This is a genomic window from Achromobacter sp. MYb9, from assembly GCF_002975275.1.
Taxonomy (GTDB): Bacteria; Pseudomonadota; Gammaproteobacteria; order Burkholderiales; family Burkholderiaceae_B; genus Achromobacter.
In genome coordinates this window covers 44,052-65,548 of sequence record NZ_PCOQ01000028.1, presented here as the reverse complement: position 1 = coordinate 65,548, position 21,497 = coordinate 44,052, and the positions used below count along the sequence as shown (strand labels likewise).

The following is a 21,497-nucleotide window of genomic DNA, read 5'->3' as shown; positions in this document are numbered from 1 at the left end:
CCTGGGAGCTGACCATGAGCGATGTTGCCAATACCCATACGACGCCATCCGGCATTCCCTGCTACTACACGTTCATTGCGATCGAAAAAACAACTTTTCTCAGTACATCGGCTCGACAGTCTCTTTTCCTACTCGCACGGCGGAATGCCTGCCCGACGCCAGCAATGATCCAATACCTTATGTTTTCCCATGACTGGACGGAGATGAGGGCATGGAGGCATTGGCGTGGCCACTCGAAAGCCGAGGCCGCCCGTCGCGTGGGGGTTCAGGTCAGCACATACGAACTCATCGAAGACGGCACGGTCGATCTTGGACCTTTTTTGCAGCCTAAATTCGAAAGTGCTCTGCTGGAGGCGTCCCTTTCAGAATGATAGGGTCGGCTAGTGACCCCGTATTAGCGAATTCTCGAAGTCCCGAGATTCCGCCCAACATAGCGCCATCTTTCGAAAGACGCGTGCTCCAGGCTTCGGTTCAATCGCAGCTGCAGGAACTCGCGCACGAGCTTCGGCGAATTCATAAGCTGTCCCCGCTGGATCTCCTGCAGGACGACCTCGCGTGCTGCAGCGAGGATCTCTTTCGGCGCAGCCGGTCGCACCGCGCCAGCGGAATCCTGTACGAAGAGCGCGCCCGCGGCTTGGTTGTTGGTGTTGAACGCGATGGAATACTGCATAGCTGGATCTCCAGTGCCGGGCGGGATTGCCCGGCGATCCTGGGATACGCTGCAGCGGAGCGGTCAATTGGCCTGCCGGCCTTGGGCCGCAAGCAGCGCCGGCGCCGCCGGCGTTGCGCAGCACTTGACGGCGAGAACAGCGTGTCATGATCGCCAAAGGCGCAAGACAGCCCTTCCGGGAGGTCGCCGATCTAGTTGCGCGCAGAGTCGAAGACGAAGCCAGTGACGCCGGTCGAAGCTGACTGGCGTCACCTGCGTACGCTTACGCCGGCTTAGCGCGGCATTGAAATCGCGCAGCCTCCAGAGGCGCGAGGGTCAATCCGGCCGCCACCCTTCCGGCACCCTGGGCTTCTCGATATTTGCCAACTCGCAGAGCGCATCAGCGATGCAAGAGAAGTCTACGCCCCCGAAGTCGGCCGCCCGCGCCAGGCTGAACGATTCATGGACCGCTGCCGCCACCGGCATCGGCACCCGAGCGGCGTGAGCAGCGGTCACCACCAACGACATGTCCTTATGGGCCAAGTCAATCGTAAACCCCGGTTCCGTATGGCCGGCCAGCACCTTGTTCGGAAAGTTCATCCGAAGCTGTCCATTGGTGGCCGAGGTCCCGTAAAGCACTTTCAGCGTTTTCGTGATGTCCAGCCCAAAGCGCTGCGACAAGGCCAGCGCTTCACCATTGATCTGGCATAGAGAAACAGCGACAAAATTGTTCACCAGTTTCGTCCTTCCGCCAGTGCCCACCGGGCCGCAGTGGTAAATCGTGCTGCCCATTGCGTCGAGCAGCGGCTTGACGCGTTGAAAGTCAGCCTCGGCCGCGCCGACCATGAACAAGGACTCCCCGCGGTCTGCGTGTTCCGCCAGCCGACCCACCGGCGCATCGACCCAGCGGATCTCCGCTTCGGCCGCAAGCGCGTGCAATCTGTCGGTAGCCAGCGGATCGATCGTGCTCATGTCCATGATCAGCGCGCCCGGACGGGCGTGAGCCAGCACCCCGTCCTGTCCCAGCACGATCAACTCAACTTCCTTGGAAGAAGGCAACATCGTAATGATGATGTCCGATTCTCGCGCCAAGGTTGGAATATCCGGCGATCTGACCGCGCCCGCCGCCACGAGCTCATCCGACGAACTGACATTGATGTCGAACACCGTCATCTCGAAGCCCGCTCGGCGCAGATTCAACGCCATCGACTTTCCCATTCTTCCGAGCCCGACGAAACCAATCTTTTCCACTGAATTCTCCTTACTGTCCATTCGAAGATCCGCGTTCGTGAGTCTTCGCGGATCCCATTATCGGGACCAAGAGCTGGCGCATGCGGCTACGCCGCTCATCCAGCTCTTGGGCTACCGCCGATTCAGCCCCGCTTCAGATAGGGGCACAGGCTCTCGGAAATCGGAGCGAACGCTTCGTTGCCCGGTATCACCTTGATCACCTTGGCGATATCCCACTCCCCTTTCGACTCGCCAGGCGTTTTGACCTGTGCCATGTACATGTCGTGCACGAGCAGCCCGTCTTCCCTCAGTGTCGCATTTCGCGCGAACACGTCGTCGATGGGCGTTTCGCGCAGTTTCGCCATCACCTTATCCCGATCGAAACTGCCCACTGCCTTTGCCGCCTGCAAGTACGCCAACGTCGCCGAGTAGGTCGCCGCTTGCACCATGCTGGCCTGCGCGCGGTGCTTTTCGAAGAAGCGCTTGGACCATTCCCGCGTGCGGTCGTCGTAATCCCAATAGAAGCCCGTCGTGTACTTGACGCCTTGCACGACGTCCAGCCCCAAGCCCTTGATATCGCTGTCGAAGATCAGCAAAGGCACAACCTTCTGGCCTGAGCTGATCACGCCGAACTCTTTGGCTTGTCGAATGGCGTTGGTCGCGTCTCCACCCGTATTGGCCAAGACGATTACCTTGGCGCCCGAGGCTTGGCCTTGCAGGATGTACGAAGAAAAGTCGCTGCTGTTCAACGGGTGCTTGACCGTGCCAACGACCTTACCGCCGCCTTTCGTCAATACTTTCGTGGCGTCAGCCTGGAGCATGTGGCCGAACGCATAGTCCGCCGTAATGAAAAACCAGGAATCGCCTTGCTCGCTCAGGGTCGCAGCGGCGCTTGACGCCGCGATTGCCTGGGTGTCGTACGACCAATGAGTGCTATACGGCGAGCATTCTTTGTTCGTGATGGCGGACGAGGCAGTGCCAGTGTTCATGATGACAAAGTTCTTCTCCGCCAAGAGGTTCTGGACGGCGATGCCTGTCGCGGACCCCAGCACGTCGGTCATCATGACGACACCGTCGCGATCCACCCATTCGCGCGCTCGCGCCGCGGCAATGTCGGGTTTGTTCAGATGGTCCGCCGACAACACTTTGATCGGGCGGCCGAAAATCTCACCGCCAAAGTCGTCCACGGCCATTTGCGCGGCCACCACGGAGCCTCGACCCCCAATTTGCGAGTAGAGGCCCGACATGTCGCTCATCACGCCAATGTTCACCGGCTTGGGCGACTGCGCGGCCGCCGATCCGGCCACGATAAGGCCGCCGACCAAAGCCAACATCCCTACTCTTCTATTAAATCCCATCGTTGTCTCCACGCTTAATAGTGTTTATAAGTGCTGTACAACCACGACGAAGTTCTATTCGACGCCGCGCCCTCGGGTCATCGCTGGCAATGACACATGAATGCCGTAGCTATTTTGCGAAGAACGTGATTCGAGGTCCAATACCGAAATGCCCCTGGGGCGATAGCATCTTCGTATCAGAACTGAGGCGGCGTGCCAGGTGGCCTGGCTTCTAACGAGCCCACGGGGACTGTGCCTGCGTACCCGCGCACGTCGGCCGCGCCACGACAGAAACCCGCCGGAAAGGCGGGTAGCTGCATGGCGCGGATGATCGATCAGTAGCCTATATAGGCCGTCTTGGTCGAGGTGTAGAAGTCCACGGCGTAGCGTCCCTGTTCTCGCGGCCCTAAACTGGACGCTTTCACGCCACCGAAGGGGACGTGGTAGTCCAGACCGGCGGTAGGCAGGTTCACCATCGTCAGTCCGCTGCGCACATTAAGGCGGTAGTGGTTTGCGTACTTGAGCGACGTGGTGCATATGCCCGATGACAGACCGAATGGCGTGTCATTGGCAACCTGAAGAGCCTCTTCGTAGCCTGACACCCGGATAACGGCCGCGACCGGCCCGAAGATCTCTTCGCGATTGATGCGCATCGCATTACTGCTTTCGGTGAATAGCGTCGGGCGCACAAAGTGGCCGGCAGTCGCGGCCGCTACGCGTTTGCCGCCCTCTGCCACGGTGGCACCCTCACCGCATCCGATTTCGATGTATCCCAGAATTTTTTCCAGTTGCGGGGCGTTGATGACCGGGCCGATCTGGGTCGCCGAATCTTTCGGATCACCTACGACCAGCGCGCGCATTCTTGCGGTTAGGGCCTGCACGAATCGGTCATGGATGCCGTCCACTACGATCAATCGGCTGCTTGCGGTGCAGCGCTGACCCGCCGAGTAGAACGCGCCATTCAGCGCGCACTCCACGGCCACCTCTAGATCGGCATCGTCGAGCACGACTAGCGGATTCTTACCTCCCATCTCCAGCTGAACTCGAATCATTCTCTCCGATGCCGCCGCGGCAATCTTTCGGCCGGTGGCGACGCTACCCGTAAAGCTCACCGCGTCCACGCCGTCCAGCAAAGCCCGGCCGGCAGCTGCGCCTTCGCCGTTGACAAGATTTGCGACTCCCTTGGGCAAGCCGGCGCGCTCCAGGATGGCAAACAATTCCCAGGCCACCCCCGGCGTGTACTCGGAAGGCTTGAGCACCAGCGTGTTGCCGAAGGCGATTGCCGGTGCGATCTTCCAGGCAGGAATCGCGATCGGAAAGTTCCACGGTGTAATCATGGACACCACGCCGACCGGGTGCCTGCTGATTTGCACCCCGATGTCCGGGCGCACGGACGGCAGACTCTCCCCGCCATACCGGACCGCCTCGCCCGCGAAGAACTGGAATACCTGCCCCGCGCGCACGACCTCGCCTTGCGCGTCGGCCGTCGTCTTGCCGGCTTCACGCGATATCAGGGCACCAAGCTCTTCCTTGCGCGACAGGATTTCGTTGGCGACACGGAACAGGAGGTCGCTGCGCACTTGGGTGGCGCTGCGCTCCCAGCCGGGTGCGGCGGCGCGCGCGGCCGCTACCGCCTGCCGCATCTGAGCCTCGTCCGCGCTGGCGTATATCCCGATCACATCCTGGGGATCGGCGGGATTCAGGCTCGTGATCGTCGCGTTGCCATTCACCCATTCGCCGTCGATATAGTTTGCTTTCTGCGTCACAATCCGCTCCTTTTCTTGAGCCGTGGTTGGTCATTCACGCCGTTTATCATTCCCGGATCAGGCTGATTGCCTTGGAAAACAGCGCGCGCTGCTCCTGCAGATAGGCGCTGTAATCCTGCGGACTTAGGACGCTGATCTCCGCGCCTATTGTGCCCAAGGTCTTATTCACTTCGTCGCCATGATCGGCGATCACCTTGCGAGCGGCCTGATACAAGGCATCGATCAACTGCGGCGGCGTGCCCTTCGGAGCCACGATCCCATATAGGGTGGGACTGCCGACGTCGTAGCCCAGCTCGCGCAAGGTCGGCACGTCCGGATAGGCCGCCAGCCGTTTACTGCTGAAGATCGCCAACGGCCGCAAGGCGCCGGACTGGATATGCGCCTGGGCCGGCCCCACGGCGGATACGGCGATGTCGGTATGTCCGCCCAGCAATGCAGTTACGGCTGGGGTGCTGCCCTGGAACGGAATGTGCCGCAACTGGACCTTCGCCTCCGACGCAAAGGTCTCTCCGAGCAGATGGCTGATGCCCATGGCGCCCGACGTGCCGTAGGAAATGCCGTCGGGGCGCGCCTTCGCATCGGCAACAACGTCGGCCAGCGTTTTGTACTTGGATTTGCCGGACGCCACGATCATCATGCCGCCCAGCGAAATCGCAGCGACCGGTGCAAACGATTCCGTCGTGTACTTGATCTCTTTGTTGGCCAGCGGCACCACCACCAGCGCCCCAGGCGAGCTTCCCACGATGGTATAGCCGTCCGGCGCAGCCGACGCCGTATAGGCGGCGCCAATACCCCCCCCCGCGCCTGGCTTGTAGTTCATCACGATCGGCTGGCCCAGGTACTGTCCCATTCTCTCAGTGATGGGCCGTAGCATCTGGTCGGTATCGCCGGGAGCAAACGGAATAACCAACTGCACCGGCTTTTCCGGCCATCCGGCGTGAGCCGGAGCGCTCAAGGCAAAGCCCAGCGTCAAGCACGCCAAAGCGCCGCCCAATCCTTTGAGTCCGTACATGTTTGTCTCCTTGTGTTGTTATTCGTCGGCTATCGAATGCGCCGTCTATTCGTGATCGATCTGGATCGCCTCCAGGAAACGCGACACCATGTTGTAGGCGGCGACAGTGGCCGTTATCTCCACGATTTCCTTGTCGTCGAAAGCCTCCCGCACCGCCGCGAACGTGGCGTCCTGGACGCGGATGTCGCGCGTCATCTCGTCGCAATACCGCATCGCCGCGCGCTCGCCCGCATCCAACGCTGTAAAGTCGCCGGCTTTCAACCCTTCCACCTGGACTTGGCTACATCCCGCCCGCAAGGCGACGGGCAAGTGCTGCTCGAACTCATAGTCCGCCTGGTTCAGCACAGCGACCCGCAGAATGAGCATTTCCCGCAGCTTTGCAGGCAATCCGCTCTGTTGCCGTATTGCGGTCAGATACGCCAGCCAGCCCTGCGCAACCGGGGGGCTGTTCAGCAGCATCCGATACAGATTCGGCAGGCTTGACCGTTCCCGTTCGATCCGTTCCACAAGCGGCCGCGTTTCCGGCCTTGAAGTATCCGCGTACTCGATTCGCGCCATCTTGGCGTCTCCTTTTGTCAGTTGTCAGTCACACCGGGCACTCATGCCCCCATCCACCACCAGTTCGGTGCCTGTGATAAAGCGCGCCTCGTCCGAGGCCAGAAACAGGACGGCGTTGGCGGTATCCCGGCCGTCTCCGGAAAGCGGCAGCGGAATGCGCCGTCGACGACGCTCCAGCAGGACCTCGATATCGCCGGCGGACTGCTGGCCGGCCAGGAAGGCATCCACCAATGGTGTATGCAGCTGACCCGGCAAAACAGTGTTTATGCGCACTCCTTTCTTGGCGTATTCCACGCCGACCACGCGGCCGAACTGGGTTACGCCCGCCTTGGCGGCCGCATATCCGACCTGTGGCGCCCCAGTCCATCGAATGGCGGAGGTTGAAGAAACATTGACGACCGCGCCTGCGCCTTGCGATTCCATAATGGGCAGGATGTGCTGGCACGTGGTGAACACCGACGTCAGGTTCAGGCTGAGCTGCCGCTGCCAATCGGCTTCAGACAGCGACGTCGCGCCGCCGGGTATGGGCCCCCCGACGTTGTTGACCAAAATGTCGATTCTGCGGTGGCGCTGAACCACCATGTCGACCAGGTGGGCCACCTGGGCCGAGTCTTCAACGTCGCAGATGCGGGTTTCAATGTTCGCCCGGAAAGCGCCCGCCAGTTCCAAGGTCTCGGGCAGCGATTCGGGCCGTTTGTCCACCGCCACCACTCGCGCGCCTTCCTGAGCAAAGCGCACGGAGATCGCGCGTCCATTCCCCCACCCGGGGCCGACGCAGCCGGCCCCAAATACCACCGCCACCTTGCCGGCCAGGCGCCCCTCGCCCACGTGCTTGTTGTCAGTCATCGCGTGGCTTCCGATCAGCGGGTGGCCATGGTGATACCACCATCCACCACAATTTGCTGCCCAGTGATGTAGCGGCTTTCATCGCTCGCCAGGAAGGCCACGGCATGGGCCACATCCCACGCATCGCCCATCCGGCCTGAAGGCACCTGGGCGTGCCGGTGCGCCACGAAGCCTTCGTAGTCGCCCTTTGCATATTTCTGGGCCAGGCGCTCCACAAGTGGCGTGAACATCAATCCGGGGACCACGGAATTCAGCCTTACCCCGTCACCCGCATAGATCACGGCAGTAGTGGCCGTCATCTGCATCAGCGCCGCCTTGGCCGCTGCGTAGCCGACCTGGGGTTTGCCCGCATAGCGTAACCCTGCGATGGAGGAAATGTTGATAATCGAGCCTCCACCAGCGCTCTTCATGACAGGTATAACGTGCTTGCAGCACAGGAATGCGGAAGTCAAATTAATCTGGATCTGATCGTCCCAAGTATCCTGCGACATCGACACGGGGTCGCCAGGCTCAGAACGGCCAACGTTGTTTACAAGGACGTCAATGCGCCCATAGGTGTCTATGCACGATCGCACCAGATCTGCGACCTGGTCGGCATCCGTGACATCGCACTGCTTGACGGTGATCACACCCCCTTCGGCGGCCACCGCCTCGGCGCACTGGCGCGCCGCTTCGATGTTCAGGTCGCATCCGTAAATTTTCGCGCCCTGTTTGGCCAGGACGGCGGCAGCGGCTTTGCCGTTGCCCCAACCATCACCCAGCGTTCCGCATCCGGTAACAAGCGCCACTTTTCCATCAAGGCGAAACATCGCACCTCCAGAGATAGTCAGTAATGCAGAGGCTAAGGCCACGAAACGCCGAGGTTAAGTTCCGATTTGGATAACATTGGTAGACAAAAAGAATGAATCTAACGCCGAGACAACTGCGCATTTTTGTTCTGCTGGCCGAAACGCTGAATTTTCAAAGGGCCGCCGAGATCCTCCACGTCACGCAGCCGACGCTCAGCAAATTGCTGAAGGACACCGAAGAAACCTTGGGCATAAAACTCTTCGAGCGCACCACACGCTCGGTGCGCCTGTCTCGCGAAGGCCAGCACATTCTCGGAATTGCCCGCCGGCTCATGACCCAACACGAAAAGGGCATGCATGAACTGACTCAGCGACTAAGGGACCGCAACAACCGGGTGTCAGTGGCGGCACTACCCACGCTTGCCGCCTCACTCGTCCCATTGCTTATCGGATGCTTGGCGAGCAAGCAGCCTAGAATCGAGGTTGAATTCTTCGATTCCATCGCGAGCGAAGCGCTGCAACTGCTCCGCGATCGACAAGTGGACATTGCCATCACCACCCTACGGGACGAAGACGCCTCTGACCTCGTCTATGAAGAGCTGTTCGCTGAACCTTTTGCTCTATTCCATAGTGCGCAAATGAAGCCCGACGTTCGTCATTGGATACCCGCGAAACTGGCGCGGCTGCCCTTGATCAGCATGCCCCCCGGAACGAGCGTGCGGAGCCTTACCGACCGCGCCTTTCAAGCTGCTTCCGAGCCTTTTAATCCGGTCTATTCCCTGCGCGACCTGAACACCATTGCGCGCTTCGTGCAGCACAACTGCGGTATCGCACTACTGCCCGAATCATCTCTGGACAACTCCACGCAACGGGGCGTCCGAAAAAGCCACCTGCATGGCGCGATCTCTCGTTCGGTCGGCGTATATGTCCGCCAGGGCGACCTGCGTTCCCCATTGCTACGCCTCGTTCTGAGCGAGTTGCGCCTGCTGAGCCGGGCCCACCATCCCCCAAAGGAGCACGGCGGCAAGCCCATGCGCATAGAGCCTTCAGCCGCGGTCAGCGACGACAGCAGAGCCTAGAAACCGGAACCCTCGCGCGCCGCAGCACGGGATTCGGGCATGGCGTGACGGGTGTGCTCCTTCAACACACGCATGAATCGCTGCACGTGACAGCTGAGCGTATCGAAGCGTGATCGGGCCGAGTTCAATGCCACCGATATCGATTCGCGCAGCGGGCGAACTACCACGCCCGGCCATCCCGACCCGCCAACCGAAAACTTATCCACGTTAGCGACGCCCGCACCGGCCCGCGCCAGCGCGCAGGCAAGCTCCGCGCGGACGATGTCAACCGACGCGTTCCAAGCAACCCCCGCCCGTTGGAAAGCGGCTGCGACCAGCCGTCCGGACGGGGTGTTCCGGCTGTACAACACCAACCGGCACGCGGCCAGCTCGGCCAGCCCTATGCCCGCCAGGGGCTCACGGTCAAGACGCAAGGTCCAGCGGAATTCGGCGCCTTCCTCTGCACCGAATTTGTGAGTTGGTTCGCGAAAGCCGCGGTGTAAATTCCGCCGGGAGCTCACGTCAAACGGGCAGATACCAGTGTTCACTCAGCCCTTACTGGCCACGCAATCCGGCCACCGCATCAATCCACGTCGCGCGGTCACGCTCGCCTCGGCCGTCAAGCGCACCGCCTTTCAACAATAGTTTTGTTCTGGCGTGCCAGAGCCGCCCGCCGCCGATCACGGCCAGATGAACCTTGCCACTTTCCAGCACTTCGTTCCAGACGCAAAAAAACCCGGAGGATGTGGGCGTGATGTCGACGCGCCTACTCAGTCGGCCATATGGCGGGTTCCCCTGTGCCGAAGCCTCCGTGTACGTCAACCAAGCTGAAACGCTCGAAGCGGGCCTCAATGGCGCCCATGAACGTCAGGTCGACATCGCTGACGATGTCGCTGAAACTCGAATCAACTCTGGCCGCAGGCTGGCCGATTTTTCAACCTTTCCCGTGATCCCAGAGGCCCCATACGTAAGAGCTTGCACTGACCCGCAACTATGCGGGCGACGAGTCCGACTACTTGCTCATCAACCCAGCTGACTGGCAAGCTGCTTTCGGCGAGCACGGCATGGAATATCCCAGTGCCATGCTCAACGCAATCAGAGGGCGGGCAGCCAGTTTCATGGCTCCCTCGCGCAGTCCATGGCCGAGCCAGAATGCCCGGCCTTCTTTCCCAGGACGTTTTTGCCGTGCCTTTCGGCGCCCGGGGTTTGACGGCGGGCATGGGTCTTGAAGGCTCCGAGATCTCCGCCATCACGCCTTAGACATTTTGAGAACAATCCCGGCTACGCCGGTATCAAGTCCACAAGTTTTCAGCCCGTTATGAATGCGGATTGTGCGGGTGGGTGAGATCGACGACCGGCCCCTTATGCCCCACGCGTCTGCGCCAATGTCTCATTTCTTCGCTGGCTTGTCTCACATGAAAGTTCTTTCAGTTCATTCCTGGGCGGCACGGTGCCCAAGCCTGATGGGGCAGACGAAACCGTGGCTATTCTCGCCGCCGGATTCTCTGATGGCACTTTCGTTCCTATCAGGCCCCTAGCCGAAGCGAACGGAAAGAGCTTCAGCCGGCACGCGAAACTTCAGGATTTCGCGGTGCGAGCAATATGGGCAACGTGGTGTCAGCCGGGCCGTCCAGGGCCAAACCGGGATTTCGTCTCGAAAGTGGTCATTCCCTTTACCTTCTCGAGGTCTCCCCGTCCTAAGCCGCATTTACCCGGCACAGTCGAGAACTGACAAAGCGCGGATGAGAGCTAATCTGAACTGGGTAGCTACACGGCGGCACAGTCTCCTCCACGCGCTGACCGCGTGGGGTCGGACGGGGCCGGTTGGAAGGAATATCCGCCTCGGACAAAGTCCGAAGGACAGCCCGGCCGCGCAGGCGATGGGAGTCGCCGCGCTGCATGGAATCGCCCCCACCACCAGAGCAAAGGCCCCTCACGGCGGCACTGTTCAGATATGCCATGGCACCAAACCTGCTGAGCCACCGACTGCAATCCCGTCATCTACTCGTCATGGGATATCTCAACAATGGCGTAAACCCGTCCTCAGAGCGACATGCCGGACCGAACGGAGCAGTACAACATGACCGAAATGAAGACCATCCTGGCCACCGAGTATGTGGATCTACTGAATGAACTGGTGGTAGAAGCCGCTCCAGCTTTGGCGGAATACCGAATCACGGCAGAGATATTCGGGGACAAGGATCAAGCGCGAACTCAGCTCTGCATACCACGCGCAGTATTGGAAGCTGCCGCATCGGCGGTATTCGAACTCCGACAGCGAGGAGTTTTCTGCTTTCCGGTGCTGGCTCCCCTCGATGGTCACTTGCTGACGTAGAGCACACAAAGCAAAGTCCGCCTCGGGCGGGGTGGCCGCTTTGGGTCGGAAGCCGACGTCCGAGATAGTCGGCTCCCGGCCAGTTACGGACGCACGTTCTAGGCTGCTAGATCGTCCACAAGGCGACTGCGGAGGAGGTCGAGATCAGAAATATGGATAAGAAACGAGGATTTTTGCTGGCATTCGGAATTAACCTCAGAATATTTGCGCGGTCTTACGCAAGACGAGCCGAGAAAAAATCGCTACAACGCTCAGCCTTACCCCGGAACAGCTTGATTTCTAAAGCAGGTCATGCAGCGACTAGCTGCCATGCTCCTGTTTATCACGTCACCTCACATTAACCAACGACATCGGTCGCAGAAAATTAAGTATGAATTTTTTCAAGCTGAATGAAATAGCCAAATCAGTTCAGATACTTGGCTCACAAAAGCGAGCCTTGCAAAATGGAGCACATAAGGCGCTGCGTGATTATGCACAAAAACTAACCCTACAAGGCGCAAACCTTAATGTTATTCCTGGCGGCGACAATTATCCATGGTTTATCTGGGAATACCAAAAACAGTTAATCGCGCAAGAATTTAGAAAAGAACTACTCCTTCCTAATCTGCGAGATGAAAACCTCAGTATGGCGATCTATTCCGATTATGGGGGAGAAAGTCACGATAGCAAGTACCTAACATATAGCTTTCTTATTTGCGCGTGGAATCAAACTGGACATTTCCATAAAGCCATGCAGCAAACTCGTGAGAAATTTAAACTCAATGATCCATTTAAAGAAATATCCTTCAAGGACTTTCGCTACGGCCCGATAAGTCGATCACTAGATAATTATCTAGCCAATCTTGGTAATTGCGTCAATGGTCTACTTCTCACTGTCGTAATTGAAAAATCCATTGGTTCGATTTTTGGAGATCAGACAAAAAGTACGCAGCAACTCCTTCAAAAGACACTAGAGGATTCAGGCCTTGGGTCTTGGAAGCCCGAAGTAGCAGAAAAAATAGTACGCATTGTGCACTTCCCAGCTTACTTAGTAGCCCTATTATCACGCCCGGGTCAAAACGTATTTTGGATGACTGATAACGATTCGATCGCACCAACTAAAGCACAGCACCTGAAGGTGCTTGAACTATTCGGAAATTCACTTGGACACTATTGCAAGCATGAGTTAGGGACCATTGGCGGTGGAGTTCCATTTAAAGAAAAAGATCCTCGACATCTTGACCTTCTTAGTGCCACTGACGTTGTCGCTGGTTCTGTGGAACATTACTTTACTCGGCACCATGGAAACGCAAGTGAACCACTAATCCGGGAGGAAGCGAACAAGGTACTCCGATGGCTGACTGGGCAAGGAATTGCCCTAAAAAAACACAATATGATCATCCGAAAGGAAGGCGCAGGAATAGTCAGTGGATCATTGAGTTTCAATCTAAAAGAAAAAGACCCCAAAGCCATATTTGTCCCGATCGTTGTTTAATGGCTTCAAGCTGATCCGCGACAAAGATTCTGGACGAATACAACTAGGCAGGATCGAAGGGCAGCTTCACATGCTGGATCGAATTTAGCCTCGAAGAGTTGGTAGCATTTGGGGCGAATCGTCGTTCAAGTTTGGCGTATTTTCTCGCAAGGACACCGAGGATAAGCTCTAAGACAGGTGCCGCCCCGGAAATCGTTAACTTTTGAAGCTTTAGCGGAGGCGCCAAAACTACTGCGCGGGGATAGCTAGCAGCTTTTTTCACGATGAGCGACCGCTTTCGGAGAAATCGATCGTCCTTCTTGGGTCGACAGGAGTCGGCTAGAAGTGCGGCCTATCGCCCGCCTCACCTGAGACCCGATTTGGCCGCGGACTTATCGGCGGACGGCGGCCGCAGCTTTGGCGACTTACCCGCTTGGCTTGGCTTCCACGGAACGACGAGCCAGTAGTACCTACAGGGCCTGTTTTGGCGGTATTTATCTCAAGGCCGCTTGATGGGGGCCGGTGGGTATGTCGGAGAAGCCTGGGTAGCCGGTGGGCATACCCTGTGGACAAGCGCGTGGTCAGGCGGAGCCTGTCCACCGTTTGTCCATCAGCGGTTGTCCATGGGCCGGGCGAAGCGTGCCGGGTGGTCGCGCAGCGATCATCCACATATCCACGGGTTCGGATAGACGTGTTTTGAGTATGGAGTTTGGCAGTTCAACCGAGCCCGATGTGCCGCCAGCTTGGCGCGTGGCGTGCAATTAGGACGCCATGAACACGTACAGGGATTCTCGTTAAGACGCACGACTCGACAGCGTGCGCCTATGGCGATGAACGGCCCTGACCTCGCGGTCAGGGCCTCCTTATTGACCACGAGTTGCGCCGAGCCACTATCGCAACAATCATGGCCGACATCGTCGTTTATGAGGCCAGCCTTAACTACGCGGCACCACAACAAAGGAGTTTGTTCCCCGGGCGCACAGACCAGCGCAAGCCTCCATTTTGGTTTGCACGACACCCGGGGCGGCTGGCCCGGTGCAGGCGACAAATCCGTCAACTTGGTGCCTGCCTTCGGTGATGTTGCCCTGCCAGAGCCAGTTGCAATTCAGCTGCAGAATCTCGGACTTCACGCTGCCTCTAGTGCCCGCCGGGTAATCGTGAAAGATGGCGTAGGACGCGGGCCAGAACAGCTCGCTCACAGCAATGGTATAGCCGCCGTTCGGAAAAACGCTGATGCTCGGTACCGCGAACATCTGTTGACCAAAGGACGAAGACGGAGATTTGGCCGAATCCTCAGGCTCAGGAGCTGGGTGCTCTTCCGGGATAAGCGAGGGCGCCTTTCTAATGCTGGGATCTGGGGCGATAGCATTGGGCATCTGCTCCCCTTTCTTCGGGATGTAAGCGCCACTAAAGCCGGCCTTTTGATCACCCGAGTACGCGCAGACCACTGCATCTTCAGCACCGGCGCTCAACGTCAGGTCGCCTTCGTTGGTGACATCGACGCCACCGCGTTCTGCGCACCAGCGGGCCCTCCGTTCGTTCGCGTCAGGCAACTGTTGTGATCGGAGAATCGTCCGTGACCCGTCAGAATTCATGATGGCATTTTCTTGTACCTTTTGAGCAAGGGCAGTGGAAGTCACACTCACCATTACGGCGGTTAAAACGAGTTTTATGCCAGATCCCACAGTAGCCTCCATTGACATTTCGATGCTAGAACGATGGATGTACGAAAACAGCGGGCTTTAACTGTTCGATCGGAAGGATATGCTGCTGGGATTACGCTTCAGTTACCAGTAAGGCGTAGTGGTATTGCTCTCTCCCTATTGGACAACAACGATTGGCTAGCCCCTCTGTTTTGAAGTGACTTCTTAAATCTGGGAATTCGTAGGGGCCGGTGGGTATGTGGGAGAAGCGCGGGAAGCCGGTGGGCATACTCTGTGGTCAAGCGCGTGGTCAGGCGGAGCCTGCCCACCGTTTGTCCATCAGCGGTTGTCCACGGGTCGAGCGCAGCGAGCCGGGTGGTCGCGAAGCGATCATCCACATATCCACGGGTTCGGATAAACGTGTTCTGAACTTGGTGTTTAGCGGCTAAACCGAACCGATTGAGCTACGTGCCTCTCACCTGGCGTGCAGCCGGGGGCCATGGCCACGTGCTAGCATTTCTGCTGAGACGCATGTCCCAGACAGCGTGCGCGTTTTTGCGCTGAACCGCCCTGACCTCGCGGTCAGGGCCTCCTTTTTGGTCAACGGAAACGTGCACTGGCCAGGGTGACAGCGGGTGAGTTTGCTGAAACGGACCGTAGAAATTTAGCGGCTAAACAGTTGCTGGCTCAACGACCCAGGTCGCGATCGCGTTGAAGTCGCATCGAGTAGGCTTCCTCGGCCTGTGGTTCAGAGCCCTCGACCAACCCAACACCACCATGTGGATAGCGGATTCCGATTACCTGCCCCGGGGTGGCCAGATCCACGTTGATGAGCGCGCGACGGCGGTGCAGGACCATCTCTCCATCCCGGCCCTTTTGCTCTTGAACCAGGTAGCGCTCAGTTGATCCAATGACCAGTCCCTCATAGCTGTGCCCTGGAGCAGCGAGTACGACATGCGCGCGCTCACCAGCTACCGCCTTCGCCAAGTCCAGAGCGAATTCTCGTTCCAGGTCGCGGAGATTGGCACGTATCAGCGACGCCATGCGTTGCGAGTCCCCTTGATAGGCTTCGATCGACGCCTGCGTCATTTCAACCCGCTCGACACCCTGCCAGTCAATGCCGTAGCCAGCATCATGCGCCAGTTGACCGATGAACTCGCGAATACTTCTGCCGTTGCCTTCCCGGAAGGGATGAAGCACATTCAACTCTCCCAAGTAATGGCCTGCACGCTCACTGAACGAATCGGGCTCGAGGCCTCTTAGCAGCCCTTCTCGAGAAAGTGGTCGGGTGATCTGCGGCGCATAGCCGGCGATCTGCTCGTGGCTGGCGAAACGAGTGGCGCCCTTGGAGATGTCGACCGTGCGAATCCTGCCCGCCCACTCATAGACGTCGCCGAACAACCGTTGATGGATCTGTTGAAGATGCGCCAGGTCAAACTCGCCGCGCACGGGCGATACGGCAAGCTCATAGGACCGTACCGCAGCAAAGGTCGCTTCCACCCGATCCAATTCGGCTTGGTCGCTGATGCCAAAACGGTTGCGTAAAACGCCCGAGTCGGGGTCAACGTAGGGGTCTTTTGCGTTAATTGGATACTTTGCCATGGCCGTAGCGAAATGGCCGCCCGTGAGGCGGCCGCTGCTATTTGGTGGCGGAGGGGGAACGAAATTCCCCGGCAGCTACCCGTGCGTGGAGAGTGTTGATCACTTCCAGAACGCTCAAGGTTCCGTCTGCTGCGCGCTGAAGATCCGCGATAGTCCGCGAATCTGGCTCCAGCCCTTCGAGACGCTGGCTGGCCACCGCATTGACGACTGCGCGATGGCGGTCCTTCAGGTCGTGAGCAGTCAGCATTTGGTGGTCTCCTGGCAAGCCTTCATTTTACCAAGTATCGGCCCTTCACAGTTGGTCTGGTTCATGCTTCGCCATCATCAACAGACCATATCCGGCGATTCAGCACGACAGTCACGAAATTCTGCGGGGCATCCCGGAAAACATAGAGGCCACCGGCCAGCAGGCGTTAGATGAGGAACTGTTCGCGCGATGCTCCATCCTTTTCTGCTGCCGTTAGCCAACGCGGTACACGTCCACGTCCGGTCCAGGTATCACCAGATTCAGGATGACGGTACTTCGGCGCCACTGGGCGACGAGATTGGGTTCGCTCAACGGCCTTCTTTCGCTTGGAGCGGGCTGACTTCGCTGCGCCATATGCAGCCTGGATATCTGCGGGGGAAATCTGAAATTCGTGCATCTGCGCGACGATCTTTTGTACGGCAGACGCTCGACCATTGATGCGAAGGGCTTCGGCGCGTCGCTGCAGAGCTTGAATTTGTGCGGTGAGCTTAGCGAGGGATTTCGTGGATTGCATAGCGACTTCCTTGAACAATTTGGACTGGTTAGGAGAGCAGATGAGGGGCGACTTCGTGCCGCGTAGCGGATCACGACGTTCATGGGTGTTCAGAACGATTCAGAGTCCCTGAATTGGCGTGCGTTGACCAGATCCCCTGGACTCGCCTGGCTCAGCTTCACAAACACGTGCTCCGCCGTCATAGTCTGAAGGCATTCTATAAAACGTCCTTCGTCGCATCCTTGCACCCGCAACGTCATGCACACGGCTTCGATCTCTTTGGCGTCGGAGACCATCCGCTTCGTTGCGATGGAAATCTCATCCTCGGAATGATCCGCTGGCATCTGCATTACGACGACTGTCCGCATCGCTTCCTGGAGCCGCTGCCGCGTTGTTTGGATCTTGAAGGAGTAGTACATCTTCTTCTCTGCATCCCTACTGCAGTCTTGCTCGGTCCGAAGCTCCATTAGCTGCGAGCGACCGCCTTCTTTGTGAGTGCTCATACTGATCGTGGCTGCCTTTCGATGGTGTTTAGCTGCTAAACGACGGGTCTGGATTCGGACAGCTGGGGACGCCAGAGCGCCACCAGAGTCTCGAATTGCCCGCGGATCTCGGTGCCGAGAATGTCGGGATAGGCCCGTGTTTGCCTGATCACAGCGATGACGCTAAGCATGTCGTCGGCGACCTCGGGATCCACGCTCCAAAAGTCTGTCAGGTCGAAACCGCCGCAGTTGGTCGCATTCCACCAAGCGAGCAAAAAGCTAGCCACCCGGCAGCTTTGACCAGTGTCTCTCAATGCGATTTGGATGAGTCGAGCGAGGGCATCAGCACCCTTCTTTCGCAGCGCGGGGTTCGCGGCGTCCTTCCGATCCTGCGCCAGCCGATCCCGATGGCGTTGAAACTCGGCTTTCACCTCGTCGGGGACTTCACGCTGAAAGCGGGTGCCGCTCGAGTCTGCAAGGGAAGCAAGCGCCACGACTTGCTCTTCCGTCCGACCCTCCCGAAGATCTTCGACAAGTTCCTCGGCCTGCGTAGCGCCCTTGGGCTCGGCCGGTTGGTCCTTCGGCTTGGAGCCTTGCCGAATGGCTTTTACGGCGGCGCGCGTGGGCTTCTGTTCCGGCGCGTTGAGGAGATCTTCAACGGCTTGCGGGTCTTCCCGATACGCAATCACGAGTTCTTTGACAATAGTGACGTCGGTGATCTGCCCATTCGCGACCGCCTCCGCGACCGGCTCTGGAAGGTTGAGCATTGCGACGTGCATGCTGACCCATGCCTTGGACTTGCCCATCTTGAGTGCGACATTCGACTGGGTCATACCTCCCGCAAGCTTGCCACCGATGAAGTCCGCCATTTCACGCCCGGTCAGTCCCTCGTGATGGAGGTTCTCCATCACCTGATCGAAGTCGTCGAAATCAGGATCCTCGTATGCGGGAATCTCGTCGAGACCGACCTCGCACGTGCCCAGATAGCGGCGGTGTCCATGATTAATTATGAAGTCGCCCGGGATGGTCGGGTGAGGGCGCAATGAAATGGGGCACAGCACGCCCCTTTTCCCTGCCGAAACTCTTTCCCGAATAGTCGAGGCCATCTCCGCAATACTCTCCGGCCTCAGGCCCGGATTGCCGGCGCGACGAACATTCCGCGCATCGAGATGGATTCTGGCCACGTCGTACATCTTGTAGCCCTCCGCCTGCTTCGGGTCGTCCAGCATCGATGCCAAGTCACCCAGCCCTTTCAGATCCATCATGCCTTCACTCCCATCTTGGTGCGGATGTACTGGCCCAGGGCGCGCATTTCGGCGCCGGCAGCACGCGCCGAAGTCTTCTTGCTTTTCCAGACGGGTTCGCCGCTAGCCAGCGCCTCTGCGACACTGCTGCGCAGACCGATGGTGACGGGAGCAAGCAGCTTCTCGTGGGCGGCGCGCACTTCTTCCAGATGTCGCACCTGGCGCGGATTTCGCCGATCCACCATGCTAGGAAGAAGCCCAAGAAATTGCAGTTTAGGATTGCGCTGCCGCGCATTGAGTATTACGCGCATCATCTTCTTGATCCCCTCGATGCTGTACTCCTCCATCTCCACGGGCGATATCACCGCATCGGCAACGTGCAGGGCAGCAGCCAAGGCGATACTTACCCCCGGTGCAGTGTCGATCACGCAGAGGTCATAACCTTTTTCAGCGAAGGCCGACAGGTTTACCCGGAAATTTCTCAGCGCGGTCTCGAGCGGCATGTAGATCAAGTTCGCCAGCAGCTGATCCGCGGCTATCAAGGAAATGTTCGAATCGTGTGTCGGCACCACAGGCGTACTGTCGAGAAAGAGTGCGCTTGCCGGGACTTCCAAGCGGAACCGAGCCAGGGTTTTGGAGAGGTCACCGGTATCCAAGTCGATGACCAACACCCTAGCCCCGGCTTCCGCTGCTTCGAACGAGGTATTAACAGCGGTGGTGGTCTTGCCAACGCCGCCTTTTTGCTGTGCGACTGCGAAAATTTTCATATGCATTTGCATTCCCTCTTGTGTTGTGAGGTACGGTGCAGAGCAGCCAACGAAAATCCCCTGTTTAGCTGCTAAACACCAGCAGAGTTCCGTGCCACCTAGACTTTCTTGGCGGGCAGGTCGGACGACTGACTGGAGTCAGAGGTTTGAAAATGTTGATCGCCAGTGCCGTCTATCCTGACGAAGTAGTCGTCCAGAGCCTGCACTGTCTGCACTCCGGGATTCTTCACCTCGCCATAGCGAATCTTCCGAAGATTGCTAAGAGACACGTGTGTAGCGTCCGCAACCGTCTGCAGTTCGGTGTATGGGACGGCGCGGAGACGGGCCAGCACTCGGTCGAAAAATTGAAGTTCGCTCATAGATTTGGATTCTAACCCATATTTGGGTTATTTCAACCCACATATCTGCGCGCCTGCGCGGCATAGTGCGGTATGGCAAAAAAAGCTACAGAAATCGTCGGGGCGAACGTGGACCAGCTGATGCGCAGCGCTGGTTTGTCGAACGCTGCACTGGAGAAAAAAACGAATGGCCGCTTAACGCGGTCGACGGTGGACCGTGTCCGCCGCGCTGAGGGTAGTGCGGGAGTTGAAAGCGTTGCGGAAATCGCACGGGCTTTCGGGCTAGATTTGTGGCAACTGTTTGTAGAAGGGCTGGACCCAGCGCGATTGCCATCTCTCGGTCAAGATGATGGAGAGGTGACGTCAGCGCTTTCCGAAGAGGAACAGGCGCTGATTCTCACCTTTCGCAGTCTCAACCCAGCGTTCCAACAGCTCGTTCTGAACGACATAGACCGCTATGCGGAAGCGGAACGCCAGACAGTGCTTAAAAAAGGGGAATCCTCCAAGCGCCGCGCATAGATCCCCGCAATGGCGGATCGAACACACGACTGGGGCCACTGTCTACTATTTGGATATAGGTAGAAACGGCTACTTGCGCAAAAAATTTAGCCCCCACGTATCAAAATATAAAAACAATATCATTTTGTTCCATAGAAATCCGACTGGGCTTGCGACTCCCTGATAAACCCATATTTGGGTTGACAACGTTTATTTACGGGTTATCATCTTCACACACACCCAAATTTGGGTTGCGCTCTTTAACAACTGAACCTTTAGTTCGTCCTGCATCTGCGCTCGCGCTGGTGCCAGAAGGGGAGTCGGCCGCAACATTGAGAGGCCCCAGGGACAAAAACAAGCGGCAAGAATCAATGCGCCAGACGAGGCCCGTGAAGCTCGTTAGCAACAGCGCTGACGTACCAATCCGGCCAGGTGCTGAGCCTGGCGGGCGCATTGATCTCGTGCGGGGACGGAACCATTTCGAAGTCTCCCTAGTGAAACGGACGAACCGCCAACGCGGGGCTCCAACTTTCACGCGAGCGCCTAAGTAGGACATGCCCCACGTGGCGAATAACGTGTTGGGCGAACACCGGGCAGGGTCTCAACTTGCCTGCGCCGTGCAAGTCGGCAGGAAGCCGCCAACGTTGTGGTATCTCGGCGGCGGCATCCGAATCGGCGTTCATCAGAATTTTCCCAGTGTTTAGCTGCTAAACACTATGAAAGGCGAGCGCTCCGATCCGGATGGAAAATTTCTCCATTTCCTGGAGGTCTACAACAAATGGACGTTCTTCAGAGGAAGCACGATTTCAACATCAAGTATCACTTGTGCAGTCAGGCTGACGGAAATCGCGCCACTAACGTGCGATGGGCGACGGCTTGGGCGATAAGCGCCGCAGTGCACTTTTTTGCGTTTGTAGTCCTGACCATTTTCGGCACAGCCATGTGGCACGCGCATGGCCATGATGTACCGATCGTCCAAGCGTACCAGGAGGCCTTCTTGGCCATCCTGCTGGATGCCCCACTTCAGATCGCCCTTGCGTTGATGTCGACGGTCGCAGGATTGCGCGGCGGGAAGAAAGCTGTCTACGCACGCGCCTCGGAACTCTCAAAGCTGCGGAGTCCGCTGATATGAACGGTCGACCCTGGAGGGC

At 58.2% G+C, this 21,497-nt stretch carries 22 protein-coding genes and 1 pseudogene; 6 read left to right on the top strand and 17 right to left on the bottom strand.

From position 1 onward, the window contains the following. The first annotated feature begins 14 nt into the window (after window positions 1-14). Window positions 15-371, top strand: coding sequence for a helix-turn-helix transcriptional regulator (locus CQ050_RS30775; protein ID WP_146121071.1), 357 nt, complete (start codon window positions 15-17; stop codon window positions 369-371). 23 nt (window positions 372-394) lie between these two features. On the opposite strand, the gene CQ050_RS27050 is transcribed toward CQ050_RS30775, so the two are convergent. The 8 genes from CQ050_RS27050 to CQ050_RS27015 all read right to left on the bottom strand — a co-directional run bounded on the left by CQ050_RS27050 (window position 395) and on the right by CQ050_RS27015 (window position 8,207). Further along, a complete protein-coding gene (locus CQ050_RS27050) occupies window positions 395-670 on the bottom strand; it encodes a hypothetical protein (protein WP_105559920.1) in 276 nt (91 codons plus the stop codon). A 315-nt stretch (window positions 671-985) separates the two neighbouring features. Continuing rightward, the gene (locus CQ050_RS27045) at window positions 986-1,921 is read right to left on the bottom strand and encodes an NAD(P)-dependent oxidoreductase (protein ID WP_105559919.1); all 936 of its coding nucleotides are present in this window, start codon (window positions 1,919-1,921) and stop codon (window positions 986-988) included. A 101-nt stretch (window positions 1,922-2,022) separates the two neighbouring features. Then, the gene (locus CQ050_RS27040; RefSeq protein ID WP_233214321.1) at window positions 2,023-3,213 is read right to left on the bottom strand and encodes an ABC transporter substrate-binding protein; all 1,191 of its coding nucleotides are present in this window, start codon (window positions 3,211-3,213) and stop codon (window positions 2,023-2,025) included. A gap of 338 nt (window positions 3,214-3,551) precedes the next feature. Next, entirely contained in the window at window positions 3,552-4,982 is a 1,431-nt protein-coding gene (locus CQ050_RS27035) for an aldehyde dehydrogenase family protein (RefSeq protein WP_199196944.1), read from the bottom strand. Between the two features lie 46 nt (window positions 4,983-5,028). Next, window positions 5,029-5,994, bottom strand: coding sequence for a tripartite tricarboxylate transporter substrate binding protein (locus CQ050_RS27030; RefSeq protein WP_105559916.1), 966 nt, complete (start codon window positions 5,992-5,994; stop codon window positions 5,029-5,031). Window positions 5,995-6,039: 45 nt separating this feature from the next. Further along, window positions 6,040-6,552 carry a carboxymuconolactone decarboxylase family protein gene (locus CQ050_RS27025; RefSeq protein WP_105559915.1) on the bottom strand — a complete coding sequence of 171 codons (513 nt, stop codon included), beginning with the start codon at window positions 6,550-6,552 and terminating at the stop codon, window positions 6,040-6,042. 24 nt (window positions 6,553-6,576) lie between these two features. Then, window positions 6,577-7,398 (bottom strand): SDR family NAD(P)-dependent oxidoreductase, encoded by an 822-nt coding sequence (locus CQ050_RS27020; protein WP_105559914.1) that lies wholly within the window; start codon window positions 7,396-7,398, stop codon window positions 6,577-6,579. Window positions 7,399-7,412: 14 nt separating this feature from the next. Continuing rightward, on the bottom strand, window positions 7,413-8,207 hold the full coding sequence (locus tag CQ050_RS27015) for an SDR family NAD(P)-dependent oxidoreductase (RefSeq protein ID WP_105559913.1): 795 nt from the start codon (window positions 8,205-8,207) through the stop codon (window positions 7,413-7,415). Window positions 8,208-8,299: 92 nt separating this feature from the next. Between CQ050_RS27015 and CQ050_RS27010 the strand changes: the two genes are divergently transcribed. Beyond that, window positions 8,300-9,265 (top strand): LysR family transcriptional regulator, encoded by a 966-nt coding sequence (locus CQ050_RS27010; protein ID WP_105559912.1) that lies wholly within the window; start codon window positions 8,300-8,302, stop codon window positions 9,263-9,265. On the opposite strand, the pseudogene CQ050_RS27005 reads toward CQ050_RS27010, so the two are convergent. Next, window positions 9,262-9,648: pseudogene (locus CQ050_RS27005) on the bottom strand (LysR substrate-binding domain-containing protein); the annotation flags it as partial. The gene CQ050_RS27010 and the pseudogene CQ050_RS27005 overlap by 4 nt on opposite strands. A gap of 1,676 nt (window positions 9,649-11,324) precedes the next feature. Between CQ050_RS27005 and CQ050_RS26995 the strand changes: the two are divergent. Both CQ050_RS26995 and CQ050_RS30765 read left to right on the top strand, forming a co-directional pair. Further along, a complete protein-coding gene (locus tag CQ050_RS26995) occupies window positions 11,325-11,579 on the top strand; it encodes a hypothetical protein (protein WP_146121069.1) in 255 nt (84 codons plus the stop codon). Window positions 11,580-11,949: 370 nt separating this feature from the next. Beyond that, complete coding sequence (locus tag CQ050_RS30765) at window positions 11,950-13,053, top strand: hypothetical protein (RefSeq protein ID WP_146121068.1); 1,104 nt, start codon at window positions 11,950-11,952, stop codon at window positions 13,051-13,053. A 914-nt stretch (window positions 13,054-13,967) separates the two neighbouring features. On the opposite strand, the gene CQ050_RS26990 is transcribed toward CQ050_RS30765, so the two are convergent. From CQ050_RS26990 to CQ050_RS26955, 8 genes are all read right to left on the bottom strand, one after another. After that, window positions 13,968-14,729: a hypothetical protein gene (locus tag CQ050_RS26990; RefSeq protein ID WP_146121067.1), complete on the bottom strand. Its 762-nt coding sequence runs from the start codon at window positions 14,727-14,729 to the stop codon at window positions 13,968-13,970. Window positions 14,730-15,362: 633 nt separating this feature from the next. Next, window positions 15,363-16,277 (bottom strand): Fic family protein, encoded by a 915-nt coding sequence (locus tag CQ050_RS26985; RefSeq protein WP_105559909.1) that lies wholly within the window; start codon window positions 16,275-16,277, stop codon window positions 15,363-15,365. A gap of 37 nt (window positions 16,278-16,314) precedes the next feature. Next, complete coding sequence (locus tag CQ050_RS26980; protein ID WP_158266087.1) at window positions 16,315-16,524, bottom strand: antitoxin VbhA family protein; 210 nt, start codon at window positions 16,522-16,524, stop codon at window positions 16,315-16,317. Between the two features lie 166 nt (window positions 16,525-16,690). Then, complete coding sequence (locus CQ050_RS26975) at window positions 16,691-17,038, bottom strand: H-NS family nucleoid-associated regulatory protein (RefSeq protein ID WP_105559908.1); 348 nt, start codon at window positions 17,036-17,038, stop codon at window positions 16,691-16,693. 89 nt (window positions 17,039-17,127) lie between these two features. Next, window positions 17,128-17,436: a hypothetical protein gene (locus tag CQ050_RS26970; RefSeq protein ID WP_146121066.1), complete on the bottom strand. Its 309-nt coding sequence runs from the start codon at window positions 17,434-17,436 to the stop codon at window positions 17,128-17,130. A gap of 119 nt (window positions 17,437-17,555) precedes the next feature. Beyond that, window positions 17,556-18,764 (bottom strand): ParB/RepB/Spo0J family partition protein, encoded by a 1,209-nt coding sequence (locus tag CQ050_RS26965; protein WP_105559906.1) that lies wholly within the window; start codon window positions 18,762-18,764, stop codon window positions 17,556-17,558. Continuing rightward, on the bottom strand, window positions 18,761-19,510 hold the full coding sequence (locus CQ050_RS26960; protein WP_105559927.1) for a ParA family protein: 750 nt from the start codon (window positions 19,508-19,510) through the stop codon (window positions 18,761-18,763). Before CQ050_RS26960 ends, CQ050_RS26965 begins: the two co-directional genes overlap by 4 nt. A gap of 98 nt (window positions 19,511-19,608) precedes the next feature. Continuing rightward, window positions 19,609-19,869 (bottom strand): hypothetical protein, encoded by a 261-nt coding sequence (locus tag CQ050_RS26955; protein WP_105559905.1) that lies wholly within the window; start codon window positions 19,867-19,869, stop codon window positions 19,609-19,611. A gap of 72 nt (window positions 19,870-19,941) precedes the next feature. On the opposite strand from CQ050_RS26955, the gene CQ050_RS26950 reads away from it, so the two are divergent. Further along, window positions 19,942-20,367 carry a hypothetical protein gene (locus tag CQ050_RS26950; protein WP_105559904.1) on the top strand — a complete coding sequence of 142 codons (426 nt, stop codon included), beginning with the start codon at window positions 19,942-19,944 and terminating at the stop codon, window positions 20,365-20,367. A gap of 757 nt (window positions 20,368-21,124) precedes the next feature. After that, complete coding sequence (locus tag CQ050_RS26945) at window positions 21,125-21,478, top strand: hypothetical protein (protein ID WP_105559903.1); 354 nt, start codon at window positions 21,125-21,127, stop codon at window positions 21,476-21,478. The last annotated feature ends 19 nt before the right edge of the window (window positions 21,479-21,497 follow it).